The 19,563-nt window shown below is 69.7% G+C and carries 19 protein-coding genes; 10 read left to right on the forward strand and 9 right to left on the reverse strand.

All coding sequences use genetic code 11. From position 1 onward, the window contains the following. Positions 1 to 26 precede the first annotated feature (26 nt). The 3 genes from H295_RS0136640 (at position 27) to H295_RS0136650 (ending at position 3,504) form a co-directional block, all read left to right on the forward strand. Positions 27 to 1,610 carry an FG-GAP-like repeat-containing protein gene (locus H295_RS0136640; protein ID WP_028810081.1) on the forward strand — a complete coding sequence of 528 codons (1,584 nt, stop codon included), beginning with the start codon at positions 27 to 29 and terminating at the stop codon, positions 1,608 to 1,610. 105 nt (positions 1,611 to 1,715) lie between these two features. Further along, positions 1,716 to 2,564 carry a DUF5707 domain-containing protein gene (locus H295_RS0136645; protein ID WP_020140331.1) on the forward strand — a complete coding sequence of 283 codons (849 nt, stop codon included), beginning with the start codon at positions 1,716 to 1,718 and terminating at the stop codon, positions 2,562 to 2,564. Positions 2,565 to 2,697: 133 nt separating this feature from the next. Beyond that, complete coding sequence (locus tag H295_RS0136650; protein WP_020140332.1) at positions 2,698 to 3,504, forward strand: hypothetical protein; 807 nt, start codon at positions 2,698 to 2,700, stop codon at positions 3,502 to 3,504. A 93-nt stretch (positions 3,505 to 3,597) separates the two neighbouring features. Here the strand turns inward: H295_RS0136650 and H295_RS0136655 are convergent, their stop codons facing one another. Beyond that, complete coding sequence (locus H295_RS0136655; RefSeq protein WP_020140333.1) at positions 3,598 to 5,985, reverse strand: HAD-IC family P-type ATPase; 2,388 nt, start codon at positions 5,983 to 5,985, stop codon at positions 3,598 to 3,600. A 112-nt stretch (positions 5,986 to 6,097) separates the two neighbouring features. Then, positions 6,098 to 6,361, reverse strand: coding sequence for a DUF2530 domain-containing protein (locus H295_RS0136660; RefSeq protein ID WP_028810082.1), 264 nt, complete (start codon positions 6,359 to 6,361; stop codon positions 6,098 to 6,100). Positions 6,362 to 6,473: 112 nt separating this feature from the next. Here H295_RS0136660 and H295_RS0136665 point away from each other — a divergent pair, with 112 nt between their 5' ends. Continuing rightward, positions 6,474 to 7,868, forward strand: coding sequence for an NCS2 family permease (locus tag H295_RS0136665; protein ID WP_020140335.1), 1,395 nt, complete (start codon positions 6,474 to 6,476; stop codon positions 7,866 to 7,868). Positions 7,869 to 7,875: 7 nt separating this feature from the next. Here H295_RS0136665 and H295_RS0136670 read toward each other — a convergent pair whose 3' ends face one another. Next, positions 7,876 to 8,064, reverse strand: a complete 189-nt coding sequence (locus H295_RS0136670) for a hypothetical protein (RefSeq protein WP_020140336.1) — start codon at positions 8,062 to 8,064, stop codon at positions 7,876 to 7,878. Between the two features lie 145 nt (positions 8,065 to 8,209). Between H295_RS0136670 and H295_RS0136675 the strand changes: the two genes are divergently transcribed. Together H295_RS0136675 and H295_RS0136680 are read left to right on the forward strand one after the other, a co-directional pair. Then, positions 8,210 to 8,647 (forward strand): MarR family winged helix-turn-helix transcriptional regulator, encoded by a 438-nt coding sequence (locus H295_RS0136675; protein ID WP_020140337.1) that lies wholly within the window; start codon positions 8,210 to 8,212, stop codon positions 8,645 to 8,647. Between the two features lie 97 nt (positions 8,648 to 8,744). Then, positions 8,745 to 10,019, forward strand: coding sequence for an MFS transporter (locus tag H295_RS0136680; protein ID WP_020140338.1), 1,275 nt, complete (start codon positions 8,745 to 8,747; stop codon positions 10,017 to 10,019). A gap of 23 nt (positions 10,020 to 10,042) precedes the next feature. Here the strand turns inward: H295_RS0136680 and H295_RS0136685 are convergent, their stop codons facing one another. Then, positions 10,043 to 10,573, reverse strand: a complete 531-nt coding sequence (locus tag H295_RS0136685) for a GNAT family N-acetyltransferase (RefSeq protein ID WP_020140339.1) — start codon at positions 10,571 to 10,573, stop codon at positions 10,043 to 10,045. Between the two features lie 26 nt (positions 10,574 to 10,599). Here H295_RS0136685 and thpR point away from each other — a divergent pair, with 26 nt between their 5' ends. Next, positions 10,600 to 11,172: an RNA 2',3'-cyclic phosphodiesterase gene (gene thpR / locus H295_RS0136690; RefSeq protein WP_020140340.1), complete on the forward strand. Its 573-nt coding sequence runs from the start codon at positions 10,600 to 10,602 to the stop codon at positions 11,170 to 11,172. A gap of 203 nt (positions 11,173 to 11,375) precedes the next feature. Here thpR and H295_RS0136695 read toward each other — a convergent pair whose 3' ends face one another. The 5 genes from H295_RS0136695 to H295_RS0136715 form a co-directional block, all read right to left on the reverse strand. Next, positions 11,376 to 12,368: an aldo/keto reductase gene (locus H295_RS0136695; protein ID WP_020140341.1), complete on the reverse strand. Its 993-nt coding sequence runs from the start codon at positions 12,366 to 12,368 to the stop codon at positions 11,376 to 11,378. A 44-nt stretch (positions 12,369 to 12,412) separates the two neighbouring features. Continuing rightward, entirely contained in the window at positions 12,413 to 13,042 is a 630-nt protein-coding gene (locus H295_RS0136700) for a maltokinase N-terminal cap-like domain-containing protein (RefSeq protein ID WP_020140342.1), read from the reverse strand. Between the two features lie 17 nt (positions 13,043 to 13,059). After that, a complete protein-coding gene (locus tag H295_RS0136705) occupies positions 13,060 to 13,647 on the reverse strand; it encodes a Uma2 family endonuclease (RefSeq protein WP_028810083.1) in 588 nt (195 codons plus the stop codon). Positions 13,648 to 13,695: 48 nt separating this feature from the next. After that, the gene (locus H295_RS0136710) at positions 13,696 to 14,613 is read right to left on the reverse strand and encodes an NADP-dependent oxidoreductase (protein ID WP_020140344.1); all 918 of its coding nucleotides are present in this window, start codon (positions 14,611 to 14,613) and stop codon (positions 13,696 to 13,698) included. Positions 14,614 to 14,719: 106 nt separating this feature from the next. Further along, positions 14,720 to 15,400, reverse strand: a complete 681-nt coding sequence (locus H295_RS0136715) for a GDSL-type esterase/lipase family protein (protein ID WP_020140345.1) — start codon at positions 15,398 to 15,400, stop codon at positions 14,720 to 14,722. A 647-nt stretch (positions 15,401 to 16,047) separates the two neighbouring features. On the opposite strand from H295_RS0136715, the gene H295_RS0136720 reads away from it, so the two are divergent. From H295_RS0136720 to H295_RS0136730, 3 genes are all read left to right on the forward strand, one after another. Then, positions 16,048 to 17,049 carry a membrane protein gene (locus tag H295_RS0136720; protein WP_020140346.1) on the forward strand — a complete coding sequence of 334 codons (1,002 nt, stop codon included), beginning with the start codon at positions 16,048 to 16,050 and terminating at the stop codon, positions 17,047 to 17,049. Positions 17,050 to 17,251: 202 nt separating this feature from the next. Further along, entirely contained in the window at positions 17,252 to 18,769 is a 1,518-nt protein-coding gene (locus tag H295_RS0136725) for a cellulase family glycosylhydrolase (RefSeq protein ID WP_028810085.1), read from the forward strand. 104 nt (positions 18,770 to 18,873) lie between these two features. After that, the gene (locus tag H295_RS0136730) at positions 18,874 to 19,536 is read left to right on the forward strand and encodes a Type 1 glutamine amidotransferase-like domain-containing protein (protein ID WP_020140348.1); all 663 of its coding nucleotides are present in this window, start codon (positions 18,874 to 18,876) and stop codon (positions 19,534 to 19,536) included. The last annotated feature ends 27 nt before the right edge of the window (positions 19,537 to 19,563 follow it).

Consider the following 19,563-nt stretch of genomic DNA (forward strand, 5'->3'; position numbering starts at 1 on the left):
GCAAAGACTCCGGGATTCGAGGAAACGTGAAAGACGTCCGTCCGCGCAGAACGCGCATGGTGTGGGCCACTGGACTCGCGGCCGCCGGTCTGACGACCGGTCTGCTCGCCGCGGCGCCGGCCCAGTCCGCCATCGGCGACCAGGTCGCCGACAACGCCGACCAGTACACGGTCAAGGTCCATGTAGCCGGCGGCACCGACACCGAACGAGCGTGCTCCGGCACCCTCGTCGACCAGCAGTGGGTTCTGACCGCCGCCAGTTGCTTCGCCGCCGACCCACAGCAGGCGACCGCGCTCACCAGGGGTGTGCCGCCACTGCCTGCCGTGGTGACGGCCGACGGCAACAAACCGACGGCCACCGCGCAGCGCAATCAGAAGGTCCAGGAGATCGTCCCCTACCCGGGCCGCGATCTCGTCCTCGCCCGCTTCAACCCGGTCACCGCCGACGACGCGCTGGGCGGCCCCTTCCCGGACATCCCGTCCGCTGAGGTCAGCGATGCCCCACCGGTCCAGGGCGACCAGCTGAGGGCAGTCGGTTACGGCCGGACCCAGATGGAGTGGACCCCGGAGCACGCCCACACCAGCTCGTTCGGCGTGGACCTGGTGAACCCGACTACCCTTGCGATCTCGCCCGCCGCCGCCGGCGCGGCCCTGTGCAAGGGCGACGCGGGCGGTCCCGTGCTCAACACCGCAGGTCACGTCGTCGGTGTGGTCAGTGCTTCATGGGACGGTGGCTGCCTCAACTCGTCGGAGACCCGTACGGGTGCCGTGGCCACTCGCGTCGACGACATCGCGGACTGGGTCGAGCAGGTCCGGCTGACGAGCCGCCAGAAGCACATCACCAACGCCCTCACCGCTGCCGACTTCGACGGTGACGGGCGTACGGATATCGCGGCGCTCCTCGACAACGGCACCGCGCAGCTCTTCCGGGGCCGCCAGGACGGGACGCTGCAGTTCGGTAACGTCATGGGCGCCCTGGGCCGGCCCACGCAGAAGCAACTCGTCGCGGGGGACTTCCTGGCCGACTCCAAAGGCATGGAAGTCGTCGCCGTCGGCAAGGACGGAAGCCTCTCCCTGGCGAAGCGGCGCCTCCTGTGGGGGCAAGTCCAGCTCCTGAGCTGGGTTCATTCCCCGCTCTGGACCGACGCCACGTGGAAGGACGCCCTTCCGGTCGCCGCCCTGAAGACCGGCACCGCCGGGCGCGACACCCTGCTGTTCCAGTGGCCCGACGGCTCCCTGTACACGTACAAGCGGGACGCGAACGGCGACCTGGTCAACCAGAAGAAATCGATGTGGCCGGACAAGACGTGGAAGAAGAAGCTCATCGCCACGGCCGACTTCACCGGTGACGGGCGGGACGACATCGCCGCGGTCGCCGCGGACGGGGCGCTGCACCTCTACGCGGGCAAAACCGACGGCACCTTCGACAAGGCCCGTTCGATGTGGCCCGACAAGACCTGGGGCAGCATGCGGGTCCTGCTCGGCGGCGACTTCGACGGTGACGGCAAGAGCGATCTCGCCGCCGTGACGACCGCCGGCGATCTGCGCCTGTACGCGGGCGACGGCAAGGGGGCGCTCGCCGCGAGCAAGAGCATGTGGCCGAAGGTCTGACCAAGGGGTCGCAAAAATCAGCCCCGTCTTCTGCAACGCTTCACCCCGGACGCGCATCTGACCCCACGAGCCGCCAGGCTCCACGACCAGCCCCTGGGGGAAGACATGCGCATCCGCACGACCGTGGCCGCCGTTTCCGGCGGTCTCGTCCTCTCCGCCCTCGCCGTCCCGGTCGCCCAGGCCGACGGCGGGGGCGTGCACAAACCCACGGCCGCGGAGCGGTTCGGTGTCTCCAGAGCCGCGATGAGCGCCGCCGACGAGGAGTTGCCCGTCGTCTCCAAGGTGACGGTCAACGGCGGCAAGAACATCGTGGCCGGTACGACGGGGGTGCAGACCTTCACCGTGTCGCTGACCGCCAGCCACTCCGCCGGTATCGAGGACGCGTACATCGACCTGTGGCACGGCAGGGACCGCGCGCACGTTGACGGTGTGTTCCCTCCGAACGAGCAGAACGCCACCTGCACGCCGGTCGACGCCACGACCTCGACCTGCAAGCTCACCGTCACGATCGACGCCTCCCGCGAGCTCTTCGTGAACGCGCTCGCCGGCACCTGGCACGTGACGGCCGCGGCGATCGCCGCAGACGAGGTCGGGAGCGAGTACTGGAACGACTTCTACGGCACCCACCGGCTCCAGCGTGCGTCGAAGCTCACCGCCAACGCCTCTCCCGAGCCGGTGAAGAAGGGCAAGACCATCACCGTCACCGGGAAGCTGACGCGGGCCAACTGGGAGACCAGGAAGTACGCCGGGTACTCGACCCAGCCGGTGAAGTTGCAGTTCCGGAAGAAGGACTCCGACACCTACACCACCGTGAAGACCGTCAAGACCAACAGCAAGGGCGACCTGAAGACCACGGTCAAGGCCACGGTCGACGGGTTCTACCGCTGGAGCTTCGCGGGCACCTCCACCACCCCGGCGGTCAACGCCGCGGGTGACTTCATCGACGTCAAGTAGGTCGAGCCGAGGTAAAGCGTTGCGCATGTGCGAGCCAAATCACGCCCCACGCGTACAACCCGCCCCATGAGTCAGCGATCTACGGAGTGAGTCAGCAGACTCCGAGATCCTTCTCTCCTCATGGGGAACGCACATGCGCATTCGCGCCCTCGTCCTCGCCGCCTCCGGCGCCGTGGCCCTCTCCGCCCTCGCCGTCCCGGCCGCGCAGGCCGCCACCCCGGCCGCCGGGCCCGCCGTCACCTTCTCCCAGCTGAAGGTCAACAGCGGCAAGAACATCGTGGTCGGTCCCACGACCCAGGTCACCGTCTCCGCGACCTACACCGTGACCAAGCCCGCGAGCCTGGACCCGAACTCCTTCGCCACCCTCCCGGTCCTCTACCGTGGCGACACCCTCGGGACGAACTCCGACGACCTGCTCGCCGGCGACGACGTGGGCACGTGCACGGCGTCCTCCTCAACCGTGCTCAAGTGCTCGGCGAAGATCCAGTTCCGCCCGAAGTCCTCCGACCAGGACCTCGATCTGTTCAGCAGCGAGGCGGGCACCTGGAAGCTGGGCGCACTCGCCGGCGACGCCGACGAAGCGACCACCTGGCAGGGCGGCCTCGGCACCACCCACCTCCAGCGCAAGGCCACCCTCACCACCGACGCCTCCCCGGAGCCGGTTGCGAAGGGCAAGACCATCACGGTCACGGGCAAGCTCTCCCGCGCCAACTGGGACACCAACAAGTACGCGGGCTACTCCACCCAGCCGGTGAAGCTCCAGTTCAAGAAGAAGGGCGCGACCACCTGGAGCACCCTGAAGACCATCAAGTCCAGCTCCACGGGCACCTTGAAGACCACGGTGAAGGCCTCGGCGGACGGCTACTTCCGCTACACCTTCGCCGGTACGACGACGACCTCCCCGGTCAACTCGTCGGCCGACTTCGTCGACGTCAGGTAGAACGCGCCCCATAGGGGCGCGGGGAACTGCGCGACCAGCCACGACGGCGCCGCAGACAACACACGACAGACGCGTCCCGGCTGAAGCCCAGCGCTAAGCGGCCCCGCGGCGGTCGACCACCTTCCACAGCACCTCCAGGACGGCCGCCGCCACCACCGCGATCCCCACCGCGATCCACGGCATCGTCACCCCGACCAGCTTCAGCGCGAAGAAGTGCTGGAGCCAGGGCACGGCGAGGACGAGCACGAAGCCGAGGCCCATCGCCGCGACCAGGGCGATCCGCCACCAGGTGTACGGGCGGGCGATGATCGCGAGGACCCACATCGAGATCAGGAACAGCGTCAGGGTCGCCGCGCTGGTCTCCGCGTCCAAGGCGTCCGCGCCCGTGTAGTGGTGACGGGCGATCAGGTACGTGACGAAGGTGGCGATCGCCGCCACCACCCCGCCCGGCACCGAGTACCGCATCACGCGCCGTACGAAGTGCGGTTTCGCGCGCTCCTTGTTGGGCGCGAGGGCCAGGAAGAACGCAGGGACACCGATCGTCAGCGTGGACAGCAGGGTCAGGTGCCGGGGCAGGAAGGGGTATTCGACCTGCCAGCACACCACGAGGACGGCGAGCAGCACCGAGTACACGGTCTTCACCAGGAACAGCGTCGCGACCCGGGTGATGTTGCCGATGACCCGCCGCCCCTCGGCGACCACGGACGGCAGGGTCGCGAAGCTGTTGTCCATCAGCACGATCTGGGCGACCGCCCGGGTGGCCTCGGAACCGGAGCCCATGGACACCCCGATGTCGGCGTCCTTCAGCGCGAGCACGTCGTTGACGCCGTCGCCGGTCATCGCGACCGTGTGTCCGCGGGACTGGAGCGCCCCCACCATGTCCCGCTTCTGCTGCGGGGTGACCCGCCCGAACACCGTGCCCTCGTCGAGCGCCTTCGCCATCCCGTCCTGCTCGGCGGGCAGCCGGCGCGCGTCCACGGTGCTGCCCTCGAGGCCCAGCTTGGCCGCGACCGCCCCGACCGACACCGCGTTGTCCCCGGAGATGACCTTGGCGCGGACGTCCTGTTCGGCGAAGTACCGCAGGGTGTCGGCCGCGTCGGGCCGCAGCCGCTGTTCCAGGACGACCAGGGCGGTCGGGCGCGCTCCCCGGGCCGGCTCGGGATCGTCGAGGTCACGGGTGGCCCGCGCCAGCAGCAGCACCCTGAGCCCCTGCTCGTTGAGGCGACCGGTCTCCCGCAGCGCGGGGTCGTCGTCGGCCAGGAGCACGTCCGGGGCCCCCAGCAGCCACGTACTGGACTCGCCGTCGCCCTCGCTGAACGAGGCCCCGCTGTACTTGCGGGCGGAGGAGAAGGGCAGCGACTCGGTGCAGCGCCACTCGTCGACGTCCGGGAAGGCGTCGATGATCGCCTGGAGGGAGGCGTTGGGCCGCGGGTCCGCCTCGCCCAGGGCGCCCAGCACCTTGCGTACGTACGACGCGTCGGCGCCCTGGAGCGGCCTGACCTCGGTGACGTCCATGCCGCCCTCGGTGAGGGTGCCGGTCTTGTCGAGGCAGACCGTGTCGACGCGGGCCAGGCCCTCGATGGCCGGGAGTTCCTGGACCAGCACCTGTTTCCGGCCGAGCCGGATCACCCCGATCGCGAAGGCCACGGAGGTCAGCAGCACCAACCCCTCCGGGACCATCGGCACGATCCCGCCGACCGTGCGCGCGACGGAGTCCTTGAGGTCGTTGTTCTTCACGAACAGCTGGCTGATGACCAGGCCGATCGCGGTCGGGACCATCATCCACGTCACGTACTTGAGGATCGTGGAGATGCCCGAGCGCAGCTCGGAGTGGACCAGGGTGAACCGGGAGGCCTCCTCGGCGAGCTGGGCGGCGTAGGCCTCGCGGCCGACCTTGGTCGCCCTGAAGGCGCCGCCGCCGGCGACCACGAAGCTGCCGGACATCACCCGGTCGCCGGGCCGCTTCACCACCGGGTCGGCCTCACCGGTGAGCAGCGACTCGTCGATCTCCAGGCCGTCGGCCTCGACGACCTTCCCGTCGACCACGGCCTTGTCGCCGGGCCCGATCTCGATGAGGTCGTCCAGGACGATGTCCGAGGTGCTGATCTCGGTCGTGGTCCCGTCCCGCCGTACCGTCGGGCGGGCCTCCCCGATCACCGCGAGCGAGTCGAGGGTCTTCTTGGCCCGCCACTCCTGGACGATGCCGATGCCGGTGTTGGCGAGGATGACGTACCCGAACAGGCTGTCCTGGAAGGGCGCGACGAACAGCATGATCAGCCAGAGCACACCGATGATCGCGTTGAAGCGGGTGAAGACGTTCGCCCGGACGATCTCGGCCAGGGACCGGCTGCTGCGCACCGGCACGTCGTTGACCTGACCCCGCCCCACCCGTTCGGCCACCTCGGCCGCGGTCAGCCCGGTCACCGCCGGGGACGAGGCCGTCGTGGAGTCGAGTCCGGCGCCCGCGTCGATGTGCGTCATGCATTCGACGGTACGTGCGGTTCTGTGGCTTCACCCGGTGAGTGCCCCGAAGTTACGACCTGGGGAGGAGAGCGGGCCGGGCGGGTGATCCCCTGGTACTAGGGGACGTTCCTCACTCGGCAGCAGGGTCGGCGGCGGCCGCCCTCTTGATGGCCGCGTCCCGCTTGCGCACGTACCAGGTGCCGTAGATCCCCAGCACGCCCCCGGCGAGGCAGGTCCACAGCCACCAGGTGCGGTCGTGGTCCGCGAACCAGCCGTAGAAGGGCAGCTGCACGAGGAAGAGGACGAACCACAGGATGGTGCCGCCGGTGATCGTGGCGACCACGGGGCCTTCCAGGGGTTCCGGTGCCTCGTGCGTGGGTGTCCATTTGGCCATGGGGACAGCTTACGAGGCGATCACATCTACGCGCGGAGATGGCCGTCGCCCGAGTTATACGTTCATACTGAAACGGTTTGTGCCTGTCCACATCTGCTCGTAGGAACATCCAATGACGACCGCCCTCGACCGCTACTTCAAGATCTCCGAGAGGGGCAGCAGCCTGCCTCGTGAGATCCGGGGCGGGTTCGCCACCTTCTTCGCGATGGCCTACATCATCGTGCTGAACCCGATCATCCTCGGCAGCGCCAAGGACATGTACGGCCACCACCTGGACAACGGCCAGCTGGTCACCGCGACCGCCGTGACCGCCGCCTTCACCACGCTCCTCATGGGCGTGGTCGGCAACGTCCCGATCGCCCTGGCCGCCGGACTCGGCGTGAACTCGGTCGTCGCCCTCCAGCTCGCGCCCCGCATGTCCTGGCCGGACGCGATGGGCATGGTGGTCCTCGCGGGCTTCATCGTGATGCTGCTGGTCGCCACCGGTCTGCGCGAGCGGGTGATGAACGCGGTGCCGTTCGGCCTGCGCAAGGCGATCTCCATCGGTATCGGCCTGTTCATCATGCTGATCGGGCTCGTGGACTCCGGCTTCGTCTCCCGCATCCCGGACGCCGCCCAGACCACCGTCCCGCTCCAGCTCGGCGCCGACGGCCACCTCAACGGCTGGCCGGTCCTGGTCTTCATCCTGGGCGCCCTGCTCACCCTCGCGCTGATCGTCCGCAAGGTGCCCGGCGCCATCCTGATCTCGATCGTCACGATGACGGTCCTCGCGGTGGTCATCGAGGCCGTCGCCAAGGTCCCGTCCTGGGGGCTCACGACCCCGAAGTGGCCCGGCAACCCCGTCGCCACCCCCGACTTCGGCCTGATCGGCAAGGTCAGCCTCTTCGGCGGCTTCTCCCACGTGGGCGTGCTGACCGGCATCCTCTTCGTCTTCACGGTCCTGCTGTCGTGCTTCTTCGACGCGATGGGCACGATCATGGGCGTCTCCGACGAGGCCAAGCTCACCGACGCCCAGGGCCAGATGCCCGGCATCAACAAGGTCCTGTTCGTGGACGGCCTCGCGGTCGCGGCCGGCGGTGCCAGCTCCTCCTCGGCCACCACGGCCTTCGTGGAGTCCACGGCCGGTGTCGGCGAGGGCGCCCGCACGGGCTTCGCGAACGTGGTCACCGGCGGTCTCTTCGCCGTGGCCCTCTTCCTGACCCCGGTCGCCACCATGGTCCCGTCCCAGGCCGCGACCCCCGCACTGCTCGCGGTGGGCTTCATGATCCTGGCCAACTCGGTCCGCGACATCGACTGGTCCGACTACACCATCGCGATCCCGGCCTTCGTGACGATGGTGATGATGCCGTTCACCTACTCGATCACCAACGGCATCGGCATGGGCTTCATCACCTTCGTGGTGCTGCGCCTGGCCGCGGGACGGGTCAAGGAGGTCCCGGTCGCGATGTACGTCGTCGCCGCCGTCTTCGCCTTCTACTACCTGATGCCCGCGCTGGGCCTCACGTGAGCCCCGCTCACGTGACCCCGTAGAACTTCTCCGTCTCGTCGACGGCGGTCTGGAACCGCTCGTCGAAGTCGTCTCGAATGAGCGTCCGGATCACATAGTCCTGGACGCTCATTCCCCTTTTGGCCGCATGGTCCCGGAGCCGCTCGAGCAGCTCCCCGTCTATCCGCAGGCTGAGCACGCTGGTCCCCATGAACACGAGGGTCGCCGCCGACGGGGAGTGGCGTTCACTTTCCGCAGTCGACTCACTCGTACGGGTGAAGATCGGGTTTCCGTGGCCGGAGTCACGGGAATCCTGGCGCACCCCAGCTTGTTTAGCGAGAGTAATGAGTTACGCTAAAGAGATGCCGGACCTCACCCATGGCGACGACGCTGCCGCCGTGAACGCCCTACGCTCCGCCGTGATGCGACTGTCCCGTCGGCTCAAGCACCAGAGAGTCGACGAGTCGCTGAGCCCCACCGAGATGTCGGTGCTGGGCACCCTCTCGATCTGCGGCCAGGCCACCCCGGGCGAACTCGCCCGCAAGGAGCACGTCCAGCCGCCGTCGATGACCCGCATCGTGGCACTGCTGGAGGCCAAGGGGCTCGTCCGGCTGGAGCCGCACCCCGAGGACCGGCGCCAGAAGGTCGTCACCAAGACCGAGCAGGCCGAGGCCATGCTCGCGGAGTCCCGCGCCAAGCGGAACGCCTTCCTGGCCACCCTGGTCGACGGCCTCGACGAGGACGAGTGGGCGAAACTGCGCGAAGCCGCCCCCGTGCTGGAGAAACTCGCACACCTGTAAGCCGCGAAGAGGAGGCGAACGCACTTTGAGTACGGGACCCGGAACACCTTCCGCCCCCGCACCGATCCCTTCTACCTCAGTGTCCCGCAAGTCATCCATGTTCAGCTCACTGAAGGTCAGGAACTACCGCCTGTTCTTCCTCGGCCAGGTCGTCTCCAACATCGGCACCTGGATGCAGCGCATCGCCCAGGACTGGCTGGTGCTCAGCCTCACCGGCTCCGCCACCGCCGTCGGCGTCACCACCGCCCTCCAGTTCCTGCCGATGCTGCTCTTCGGCCTCTACGGCGGTGTCCTCGTCGACCGGCTGCCCAAGCGGCGCGCGCTGCTGTTCACGCAGTCCGCGATGGGCGCCACCGGTATCGCGCTCGCCGTCCTGACCCTGACCGGGCAGGTCCACGTCTGGCACGTCTACCTCGCCGCCTTCGCCGTGGGCCTCGCGACCGTGGTCGACAACCCGGCCCGCCAGTCCTTCGTCTCCGAGATGGTCGGCCCCGACCAGCTCCAGAACGCGGTCAGCCTGAACTCCGCGAACTTCCAGTCGGCCCGTCTCGTCGGCCCCGCGGTCGCGGGCGTCATGATCACCGGCGTCGGCACCGGCTGGGCGTTCCTGTTCAACGGCCTGTCCTTCATCGCCCCGCTCGTCGGCCTGGTGCTGATGCGCTCGCGTGAGCTGTACGTCGTCGAGCGCGCCCCGCGTGGCAAGGGACAGCTGCGGGAGGGCCTGCGGTACGTGGCCGGGCGCCCCGAACTGATCTGGACCATCGTCCTGGTCGGGTTCGTCTCCACCTTCGGCTTCAACTTCCCCGTCTACCTCTCCGCCTTCGCCGACGACGTCTTCCATGCCGGCGCCGGCTCCTACAGCCTCTTCAACACCCTGATGGCCGTCGGCTCCCTCGCGGGCGCCCTGCTCGCCGCCCGGCGCGGCACCGCCCGGCTGCGGGTCCTCGTCGTGGGCGCGGTGGCCTTCGGCGCGCTGGAGATGGTGGCCGCGACCGCTCCCTCGCTGTGGCTGTTCGCCCTGCTCATGGCCCCGATCGGGATGTTCGGCATGACGGTCAACGTCACCGCCAACAGCAGCGTCCAGATGAGCACCGACCCGGCCATGCGGGGCCGGGTGATGGCCCTGTACATGATGATCTTCATGGGCGGAGCGCCGGTGGGCGCGCCGATCGCCGGATGGATCACCGACGCCTACGGCGTCCGCGCCGGCCTCGCGGCGGGCGGCGCGATCGCCGCGCTGGCCGCGGTGACGGTCGGCCTGGTCCTGGCCAGGGTCGGCAACCTGCGCCTGTCGGTGGGCTGGAACCGCGGCCACCCGCACGTGCGGTTCGTCCCGCGCGAGGTGCAGGAGCAGCTGGCCGCGGCGGCGTGAGCCCTTCGGCGGCGCCCTGAGGTCTACGGCAGGACGCGCATGGCCAGCACCTGGCCCGGCCAGTCACCGTTCGCCCCGGTGGAGTACGTCTCCGTCGGGGCGAAGCCGTTGGCCTCGTAGTAGGCGACCAGCCTGCGGTCGTCGCCCGCGTAGCAGTCCACCCGCAGCAGCGCCACGCCCGCGCGCCGGGTCTCCTCGGCGGCGTGCGCGAGCAGCGCGCTGCCGATGCCGTGGCCCTTGAAGCGGCGGTCGGAAGCCAGCCAGTGGATGTACCGCTCGGGCTCACCCGGCGGCGGGAGATGGGCGAGGTAGGCGCCGGGCGCGTCGGTGATCGTGAGGGTGGCGGCCGGTACGCCGTCGGCCTCGGCGACGAACACACGGCCCTCGTCGATGTACCGGGCGACGGACTCCACCGTCCTCGGACTCCGCGACAGCGGCTCGGTGCCCCACTGACGCGGGCGCCCCTGCCCGACCAGCCACTCCACACAGCTGTCGAGCATGCCGAGGATCACGGGTATGTCGTCGGGCCCGCCGTCCCTGATGGTGATCTCCATGCCCACATGGTGACAGGCTGACCCGCATGAGACTCTTCGCCGCGGTGCTGCCCCCGCAGGATGTCGCCGACGAACTCGCCCTGCGGGTGGCCGAGTTGAGGAGGCTGCCCGGAGCGTCCTCGCTGCGCTGGACCTTGGCGCCGGGGTGGCACTTCACCCTCGCGTTCTACGGCGAGGTCGACGAGTTCGTCGTGGCGGACCTGTCGGCGCGGCTGGAGCGCGCTGCCCGGCGGACGCCCGCCTTCTCGCTGGCCGTGAGCGGGGGTGGGCAGTTCGGGCACGGACGGGCGCTGTGGGCGGGGGCCTTTGGCGATCTCGCGGAGCTGCGGCTGCTCGCCGAGCGGGCGGAGGCGGCGGGGCGGAAGGCCGGGGCGGAGATGGGGGAGCACCGGCGGTACAAGGCGCATCTGACGGTGGCGCGGAGTCGGGAGGCGGTGGATGTACGGCCGTACCTGTCGGTTCTGGACGGGTTCACCAGTCGTACGTGGACGGTGGACGAGCTGGCGTTGGTGCGGAGCAACCTGCCGGTCTCGGGTGTGCCGGGGGAGCAGCCCCGGTACGAGGTGGTCGGTCGGTGGGCGCTGGGTGGGGCCGGTTAGGCTCGATGCGTGGACCCGAAGACACGGAACCGGATCATGGCCGGTGTGCTGGTGATGATGTTCGTCGTTGTGGCGTTGGCTGCGGCGCTCGGTAGGTAGGGCTGGGGAACTGCGGACAGTTCTTCGGCTGCCGCGCCGTTGTGGCTGGTCGCGCCCGCGGGGCGGAGCCCCAAATCGACTCCGCCCCGCGCCCCTAAAGGGCGCTACCAGGCGAAGGCCTCTGGCGACGGCCCCGGACCCGGGAAGATCTCGTCCAGGTCCGCCAGGAGTTCCTCGGTCAGCTCCAGGTCCATCGCCCTGATCGCCGAGTCGAGCTGTTCTGCCGTGCGCGGGCCGACGATCGGGCCGGTGACGCCGGGGCGGGTCAGCAGCCAGGCCAGGGCCGCCTCGCCGGGCTCCAGGCCGTGCTTCTCCAGCATGTCCTCGTAGGACTGGATCTGGGCGCGCTTGGCCGGGTCCTTGAGGGTGTCGGCGGCCCTGCCGGAGGCGCGGCGGCCGCCCTGGACCTCCTTCTTGATGACCCCGCCGAGGAGACCGCCGTGCAGCGGTGACCAGGGGATCACTCCGAGGCCGTACTCCTGGGCGGCCGGGATGACCTCCATCTCGGCGCGCCGCTCGGCCAGGTTGTAGAGGCACTGCTCGCTGACGAGGCCGATGGTGCCGCCGCGCCGGGCGGCGATCTCGTTGGCCTGGGCGATCTTGTAGCCGGGGAAGTTGGACGACCCGGCGTACAGGATCTTGCCCTGCTGGACCAGGGTGTCGATCGCCTGCCAGATCTCCTCGAAGGGGGTGGCGCGGTCGACGTGGTGGAACTGGTAGATGTCGATGTAGTCGGTCCGCAGGCGCTTGAGCGAGGCGTCGACGGCCCGGCGGATGTTGACCGCGGAGAGCTTGTCGTGGTTGGGCCAGGCCTCGCCGTCCGCGGCCATGTTGCCGTAGACCTTGGTGGCGAGGACGGTCTTGTCGCGGTGAGCGGCGCTCTTCGCGAACCAGCTGCCGATGATCTCCTCGGTACGGCCCTTGTTCTCGCCCCAGCCGTACACGTTGGCGGTGTCGAAGTAGTTGATGCCCGCGTCGAGTGCCGAGTCCATGATCGCGTGGGAGTCGGCCTCATCGGTCTGCGGGCCGAAGTTCATGGTGCCGAGGACGAGTCGGCTGACCTTGAGTCCGGTGCGTCCGAGCTGCGTGTACTTCATGAGCACCCAGCCAACGGCGTGGAGTGCGCTCTAGGCAAGGGTTCTCAGGGAGTGCGCAGGCTTGCGAACACCGTGCGGAGGTCGGTGCCGTTCGAGGCCTTCCAGGTGGTGGAGATCTGGCCGGACGTTCCGTCGGGGGGTGTGGGGGACAGGGTCCGGTGGATGCGGAGGACGGTGCCGTCCGTGAGGAGGAGGTCGGTGCCGTCCTGGTCCTCGGTGATCTCAGCGGGGCCGGTGGGGAGGTGGGTGCCGGTCCAGGAGTGGGCCACCTCGTGGTCCGGGGTGTCGCTGATGCTCTGGGCCATGGCCTGGGTGCGGCCCTCGAACAGGGCGAGGAGTTCGGTGCGCAGCACCGGGTCGTGGACGCCGTCGTAGGCCCAGCGGGGGCCCAGCACGCCGTGTTCCATGGTGCCGACGAGGGCCTGGTCCGCGCCGGGGAGCGGAGCGGCGCGGTAGGTGAGGGGGACGTGGTAGGCGACGGGCTCGGGGCCGGAGGTGTCGAGCGCCACCATGAACTCGATCCCGACCTCGCCCTCCGGGTCGTCCAGCCGGAACCCGCCGGCCTTGGCCAGTTCCGGTGTGCCGGAACCGGCGTACCACGGGCGGGTGGGCAGCCACGTGGTGAGCAGTTCGAGCTTGGTGGGCTTGAGGGTGGTGTTGTGGATGATCGCCATGTGGCGGATTCTGTCACTCAGTCGCGGGGGAACTCATCGGTTTTGAGGGTGAGACCGAGGGGGGTGGCGGTGAGGTCCACGTCCTTGCCGAAGGCCACCTTGGTCTCGACCTCGTAGTCGCTCCCCTTGGGGTCGGTGTAGATGTGGCACCGCCCCTGGTAGGGGTCCGCGATGACGTAGACGGGGACTTCGGCCGTGGCGTAGGCGGCCTTCTTCGGGCCGTAGTCGTTGGCCGCGGTGCCCTTGGAGATCACCTCGGCGACGAACTCGACGTCCTCGTAGGACCAGTGGCCGCTCTCCGTCTTGACGGCGCCTTCGGCCACCACCGTCACATCGGTCGCGAATCCGTTGAGGTGCCCCGGGTAGTCGATGCGCACGTCGGACTTCACGCGCTTCCGCGGGTACTTGGTCCGCAGCTGCTCGACGATGTCCAGGATGATCTCCCAGTGGGTGTCCCGCTGCGGCGACATGTAGACGGTCCCCTCGACAATCTCGACCTTGTATCCCTCGGGGACGGGCATCGTCTCGAGCCGCTCGAACATCTCGTCGAGGGTGCTCGTGTTGTCGCTCTCGGCCATCGCGATCCTGTCTTCAAGGACGGTCAGAGTGCAGCCGCGCAGTACAACGATACGCACGGTGACCGGGACACGGGTTCAGGGCCGGAGCACGATCTTGCCGTGGGTGTGGCCCTGTTCCAGGTCGCGGTAGGCGTCCTGGACCTCCGCCAGCGGGTAGACGCGGGCCACCGGCACTGTCAGCTCCCCGCGTGCGACCAGCCGGGCCAGTTCGCCGACGACGACCGCGCAGGCCGCAGAACCCTCGCCGTACGTGCGCGCGCCTACCTCCGCCGCCGTTCGCCAGTCGCGGATCGTGTTGATGCGCGAGGGCTGGACACCCAGTTCCACGGCGAGTCGTACATACCCCTCGCCGTACGTGTCGATGAAGGCGTCGACCGGTCCGCCCGCGGCCTCCCGGACCCGGTCGGCCACTCCCTCCCCGTACGCGACCGGCACGACGCCCCGTTCCTTCAGCCAGTCGTGGTTGCGCGGGCTCGCCAGTCCGATCACCGTGGCCCCGCGCCGCCGCGCGAGCTGCACCGCGAGCGACCCGACCCCGCCCGCCGCACCGGACACCACGACGGTGTCGCCCGGCGCGGGGTCCACCGCGAACACCGTGGCGTACGCGGTCGTGCCGGCCACGTACAGCGACCCGGCGACCTCCCAGGAGAGCCCGGCCGGGCGCGCGACCAGATTCACGTCGTCGGCGACCACGTACTGCGCGTGGCTGGCCCGTCGGTGGGTGAAGCCCAGCACCTCGTCACCCACCGCGAAGCCCCGCACGTGCGGGCCCGTCTCCACCACCACCCCGGCCAGGTCGCTGCCCTGCCCGGAGGGGAAGGCCGCAGGCCAGCGGTCGTGCCGGGCGCCCTCGCGGATCATCACCTCGCCGGGCTGGATCCCGGCCGCCCGCACCTCCACCAGCACCTGTCCGGCGCCGGGCGAGGGCCGCTCCACCTCCTCGACCCGCAGCACGTCGACACCGCCGTACTCGTGGAACCGGACCGCCTTCATCACGGGCTCACCGCACTTCCTCACGGGGATGGGGCGGCGCCTTCAACGGCCTTGGGGCGGACGGGTATTCCCCCGGTCCGCCGGTCCACCGTCATCCGGCGGTCCGTCAGCCGGCCGTCCGGTACGGCTCGCCGAGGCCCCACGCCTGGTGCATCGCGTCGGCGAAGGCCGCGGCGACCTTGTGCTCGCCGTGTGCGTTCGGGTGGGTGCCGTCGTAGGTGTCGTGACCGATGTCGTACGACGGGGGAGGGGTGGCCCGGAGCAGCGGGGAGCGGGGTTCGTCCAGGTCCGCGATCGTCTTGGCCATGAGTTCGTTGAAGCGGGTGACCTGCTCGGCGAACGGGGGGTCCGTCTGCGCCCGGACGTTGGGGATCACCGGGAGGACCACCATGCGGACCCGGGGGTTCGCGCGGCGGGCCTCGGCGACGAAGGCCCGTACGTTCTCCGTCGTCTGGTCCGCGTTGGTGTAGAAGCCGAGGTCGATCAGGCCCAGGGACACCAGCAGCACGTCGGCCCGCTGACCGCGCACCGCCTCGCCGATCAGCGGCGCCATGTGCTGCCAGCCCTCGCCCCAGCCGGCGAGGTGGGACCGGGGGAAGTCGGGATCGGCGTACGCGTACGACGTGGGCGCGTCGGCCGCCTTGTCGTACAGCGTCTCGCGCGGACCGACGAGGGTGAAGGGACCGCCGTGGGTGTCGCGCAGGTGCTGCCACATCCGGTACCGCCAGGTGTGCTCGCCCGCGCTGCCGATGGTCATGGAGTCGCCGACGGTCATGAATCGCAGCATGCGCCCATCATCGGTGATTCTTACCAGCGGGTAACAGATCTTGACCCCACGAGAACTGTGAACAACCCCACGTGGCCGCTGCGCTGGGCTTGGGCGGGGCGCGTGTGGGGGGTGCCGGGTTCGGTTGTCGGGCGGCTTGAGGTGCGTTGTGGCTGGTCGCGCAGTTCCCCGCGCCCCCGCTGCGCTGGGCTTGAGCCGGGCGCCTATGAGAGTGCCGGGTGCGCTTGTCGGGCGAGTGCGGGTCCGTTGTGGCTGGTCGCGCAGTTCCCCGCGCCCCTTGGGGGGTTGCAGTCCACCTGCGCTATGACGGGACCGTCCGTCCCCGCCGGAGGGTTGGCCGCGTACGGCGTGAAGGGGACGGGGTGGGGGGTGTCCGCCCGCAGCGGCCGGCGTCCGGAACCGAGAACTGAATGAGAGACCGAGGCGCCGGACCGAGGACGGACACCCCCCACCCCGGCACCGACCCATCCACCGGACGGCATGCGCTACGCACGCCCCCACCGAAGCCGGGCGGGCCGCCGCAGGCATTCAGGGGCGCGGGGAACTGCGCAAAACGCCCGCCCCCACCGAACCCGCACCCGAACCCGCACCCGAACCCGCACCCCACCCCGCAACAGCCCGGCGCAGCCGAATGGCAGGCTTGGGGCATGCGCCGACCCTTCGCCCTGCTCGCCGGGATCCTGCTCGTGGGTGTCTTCAGCCTGCCCGCCGCCGAGCCCGCCTCCGCCGACGACGGGGGCGGGGACGGAAAGGGGGACAAGGGATTCACCATCACCGACCCCCGGATCACCGAGTCCAGCGGGCTCGCCGCCTCCCACCAGCACCCCGGCATCTACTGGACCCACAACGACCAGGACACCGGCGCCTACCTCTACGCCGTCGACAGCGCCACCGGCAAGACGGTCGCCCGGATCACCATGACCGGCGTCGGCACCCCGCGGGACGTCGAGGCCATCGCCATAGGGCCCGGCAACGAGATCTGGGTCGGCGACATCGGGGACAACGACGGGGTCACCTGGCCCTACGTGTGGATCTACAAGCTCCCCGAGCCGAAGGACCTCAAGGACCAGACGGTCAAGGCCACGCAGTACGTCGTGAAGTACTCGGACGGATCCCGGGACGCCGAGTCCATGGTCGTCCACCCCAAGACGGGACGCGTCTACATCATCGACAAGCAGGAGGACGGCGGCCACCTGTACGAGGGGCCGGCCGAACTCTCCCCGAAGGGCACCAACCTCTTCCGGCCCACCGCACCGATCGACCTGTGGGCCACCGACGCCGCGTTCTCGCCCAACGGCGAACAGCTCGTCGTACGCGGGTACTTCGGCGGACTCTGGTACGACTGGAACGGCGGCGACCTCAAGAAGCAGGGGCGGCTCAGCGTCCCCCTCGGACAGGGCGAGTCGGTGTCCTACTCGCCCGACGGGACCAAGCTGCTCCTCGGCATGGAGGGCGCCGACAGCGAGGTGGAGGCGCAGGACGCGCCCGGCGGCTCCGGGTCCGACTCGCCCTCGGGAGGCGGGAGTTCCTCGGCCTCGGGAAGCGACGGCGGCGGGGACTCGAACGGCACGATCAAGATCGGCGCCCTCGCCCTGGGAGCCGTAGCCCTCCTCTTCGGCCTCCGGCGGCTGTTCCGGCGCAGCTCCTGAGCCCCTTTCCGCCGGGCGGCCGGCAGGCAGCACCTCCACGCGCCGCCGGCAGTGCGCCCGTTCCGGAAGCCGACCCGTTCCGGAAGCCGAGGACGTGGCGTCCCGCGTCTTGACGTGTCCATGTGACCTGACTTCCATGGGAGGCACAGGGTGATGGGAGCGCTCCCATCGATTCCGGGCCCCTTCGAGAGGAAGCAGCGACATGTTCCGCAGCTTGCGAAGAGTGCTGTGTGCGGCGGCGCTCGTGGTGCCGCTCCTGGCCGGAGCGCAGACGGCGCACGCCGCCGAGACGAAGGCCGACGCCGGTGCCGGCTACTGGCACACCAGCGGCCGGCAGATCCTGGACGCGTCCGGGCAGCCGGTCCGCATCGCCGGGATCAACTGGTTCGGCTTCGAGACCTCCAACCAGGTCGTCCACGGCCTCTGGTCCCGCGACTACAAGTCCATGATCGACCAGATGAAGTCGCTGGGCTACAACACGCTCCGCATCCCGTACAGCGACGACATACTCAAGCCGGGCACGGTCCCCAACAGCATCGACTTCTCCGGCGGCAAGAACGCCGACCTCCAGGGCCTCACCTCCCTCGGCGTCCTGGACAAGCTCGTGTCGTACGCCGGCCAGGACGGCCTCAAGGTCATCCTCGACCGGCACCGCCCGGACTCCGCAGGGCAGTCGGCGCTCTGGTACACGGCCGCGGTCCCGGAGTCGACCTGGATCGCCAACCTCAAGGCGCTGGCCGCGCGTTACCAGGGCCAGGACACGGTCGTAGGCATCGATCTGCACAACGAGCCCCACGATCCCGCCTGTTGGGGATGCGGGGACACCGCCACGGACTGGCGTCTCGCGGCCCAGCGGGCCGGGAACGCGGTGCTCGGGGTCAACCCCAACCTGCTGATCTTCGTCGAGGGCGTCCAGACCGTGGGCGGCGTCTCGGGCTGGTGGGGCGGCAACCTCATGGGGGTCGCCCAGTACCCGGTGCAGCTGAGCGTGGCCAACCGGGTCGTGTACTCGGCCCACGACTACGCGACGAGCGTGGCCCAGCAGAGCTGGTTCAGCGATCCCTCGTTCCCCGCCAACATGCCGGGGATCTGGGACAAGTACTGGGGCTACATCTTCAAGCAGAACATCGCGCCGGTGTGGGTGGGCGAGTTCGGCACCACGCTGACCTCGACCGTCGACCAGAAATGGCTGTCGGCACTGGTGTCGTACCTGCGCCCGACGTCGACGTACGGCGCCGACTCCTTCCACTGGACCTTCTGGTCGTGGAACCCCAACTCCGGTGACACGGGCGGGATCCTGAAGGACGACTGGCAGACCGTGGACACCGTGAAGGACGGCTACCTGGCGAGCGTGAAGGCGCCGGGCTTCCCGGGCTCGGGCGGCGGTCCGGGCGGCCCCGGCGACCCGGGCGGCTCCACGGCCACCTGCACCGCCTCCTACACGGTGAGCAGCGACTGGGGCAGCGGCTTCAACGCCGAGGTCAAGGTGACCAACTCGGGCTCGACGGCACTGTCGTCGTGGAAGGTGACCTGGACCTGGCCGGGTGCGCAGAAGGTCACCTCCATGTGGAACGCGTCGTACACCCAGACCGGCTCGACGGTGACGGCGACGAACGCCTCGCACAACGGGTCGGTCCCGGCGGGCGGTTCGGCGAGCTTCGGGTTCGGGGCAGCGTCGGGGGGCGGGGGTGTGCCGAGTGTGAGCTGCGCGGCTGCGTGAGGGGTGGGAGGCCCGGTGACGGAGGCGCTCGATGAGCTCGGGCGCCTCCGTCACCGGGGAGGTGCAGACTTGGCTTCTGCCCATGAGCCCTCCGGAAGGACGTCATGAAGCTGCTCCTTACCGACTCCGGTGTCACCAACGACAGCATCCGGGACGCGCTCGTGGGCCTTCTGGGCAAGCCGATCGCCGAGGCGGACGCGCTGTGCGTCCCCACCGCCGGGTACGGCGCCCCCGACGCCGATCCGGGCGGGCCGTGGCGGTTCGTCAGCGGGCAGTCGCACTGCCCCATGACCGGGCTGGGCTGGAAGTCGGTGGGCGTCCTGGAACTCACCGCACTGCCCAGCATCGAGAAGGCGCACTGGGTCTCCTGGGTCCGCAGAGCGGACGTCCTGCTGGTCAACGGCGGTGACGCGCTCTACCTGAGCCACTGGATGCGGGAGTCCGGGCTGGCCGAGCTCCTGCCCTCACTGCCCGGCCTGGTCTACGTGGGATTCAGCGCCGGGAGCATGGTGCTGACCCCGCGCATCGGGGACCTGTTCGTGGGCTGGAAGCCGGCCACCGGTGGTGACAGCGCGCTGGGTCTGGTCGACTTCTCCGTCTTCCCGCACCTGGATCACCCGGCCTGCCCCGAGAACACCACGGCCGAGGCGGAACGTTGGGCGGCCGGGATCGGTGGTCCGGCGTACGCGATCGACGACCAGACGGCCATCAAGGTGGTGGACGGCGTCGTGGAGGTGGTCTCCGAAGGGCACTGGAAGGCCTTCTGAATCACAGAAGATTCAAAACTTTCGCAC

Source organism: Streptomyces sp. 351MFTsu5.1 (assembly GCF_000383655.1).
Lineage (GTDB): Bacteria > Actinomycetota > Actinomycetes > Streptomycetales > Streptomycetaceae > Streptomyces > Streptomyces griseorubiginosus.

Bases quoted from the DNA above. Each gene is read 5' to 3' on its own strand.
- H295_RS0136645 (WP_020140331.1), top strand. From the start codon at position 1,716: ATGCGCATCCGCACGACCGTGGCCGCCGTTTCCGGCGGTCTCGTCCTC.
- H295_RS0136650 (WP_020140332.1), top strand. From the start codon at position 2,698: ATGCGCATTCGCGCCCTCGTCCTCGCCGCCTCCGGCGCCGTGGCCCTC.
- H295_RS0136655 (WP_020140333.1), bottom strand. From the start codon at position 5,985: ATGACGCACATCGACGCGGGCGCCGGACTCGACTCCACGACGGCCTCG.
- H295_RS0136660 (WP_028810082.1), bottom strand. From the start codon at position 6,361: ATGGCCAAATGGACACCCACGCACGAGGCACCGGAACCCCTGGAAGGC.
- H295_RS0136665 (WP_020140335.1), top strand. From the start codon at position 6,474: ATGACGACCGCCCTCGACCGCTACTTCAAGATCTCCGAGAGGGGCAGC.
- H295_RS0136675 (WP_020140337.1), top strand. From the start codon at position 8,210: ATGCCGGACCTCACCCATGGCGACGACGCTGCCGCCGTGAACGCCCTA.
- H295_RS0136680 (WP_020140338.1), top strand. From the start codon at position 8,745: ATGTTCAGCTCACTGAAGGTCAGGAACTACCGCCTGTTCTTCCTCGGC.
- H295_RS0136685 (WP_020140339.1), bottom strand. From the start codon at position 10,573: ATGGAGATCACCATCAGGGACGGCGGGCCCGACGACATACCCGTGATC.
- thpR (WP_020140340.1), top strand. From the start codon at position 10,600: ATGAGACTCTTCGCCGCGGTGCTGCCCCCGCAGGATGTCGCCGACGAA.
- H295_RS0136695 (WP_020140341.1), bottom strand. From the start codon at position 12,368: ATGAAGTACACGCAGCTCGGACGCACCGGACTCAAGGTCAGCCGACTC.
- H295_RS0136700 (WP_020140342.1), bottom strand. From the start codon at position 13,042: ATGGCGATCATCCACAACACCACCCTCAAGCCCACCAAGCTCGAACTG.
- H295_RS0136710 (WP_020140344.1), bottom strand. From the start codon at position 14,613: ATGAAGGCGGTCCGGTTCCACGAGTACGGCGGTGTCGACGTGCTGCGG.
- H295_RS0136715 (WP_020140345.1), bottom strand. From the start codon at position 15,400: ATGCTGCGATTCATGACCGTCGGCGACTCCATGACCATCGGCAGCGCG.
- H295_RS0136720 (WP_020140346.1), top strand. From the start codon at position 16,048: ATGCGCCGACCCTTCGCCCTGCTCGCCGGGATCCTGCTCGTGGGTGTC.
- H295_RS0136725 (WP_028810085.1), top strand. From the start codon at position 17,252: ATGTTCCGCAGCTTGCGAAGAGTGCTGTGTGCGGCGGCGCTCGTGGTG.
- H295_RS0136730 (WP_020140348.1), top strand. From the start codon at position 18,874: ATGAAGCTGCTCCTTACCGACTCCGGTGTCACCAACGACAGCATCCGG.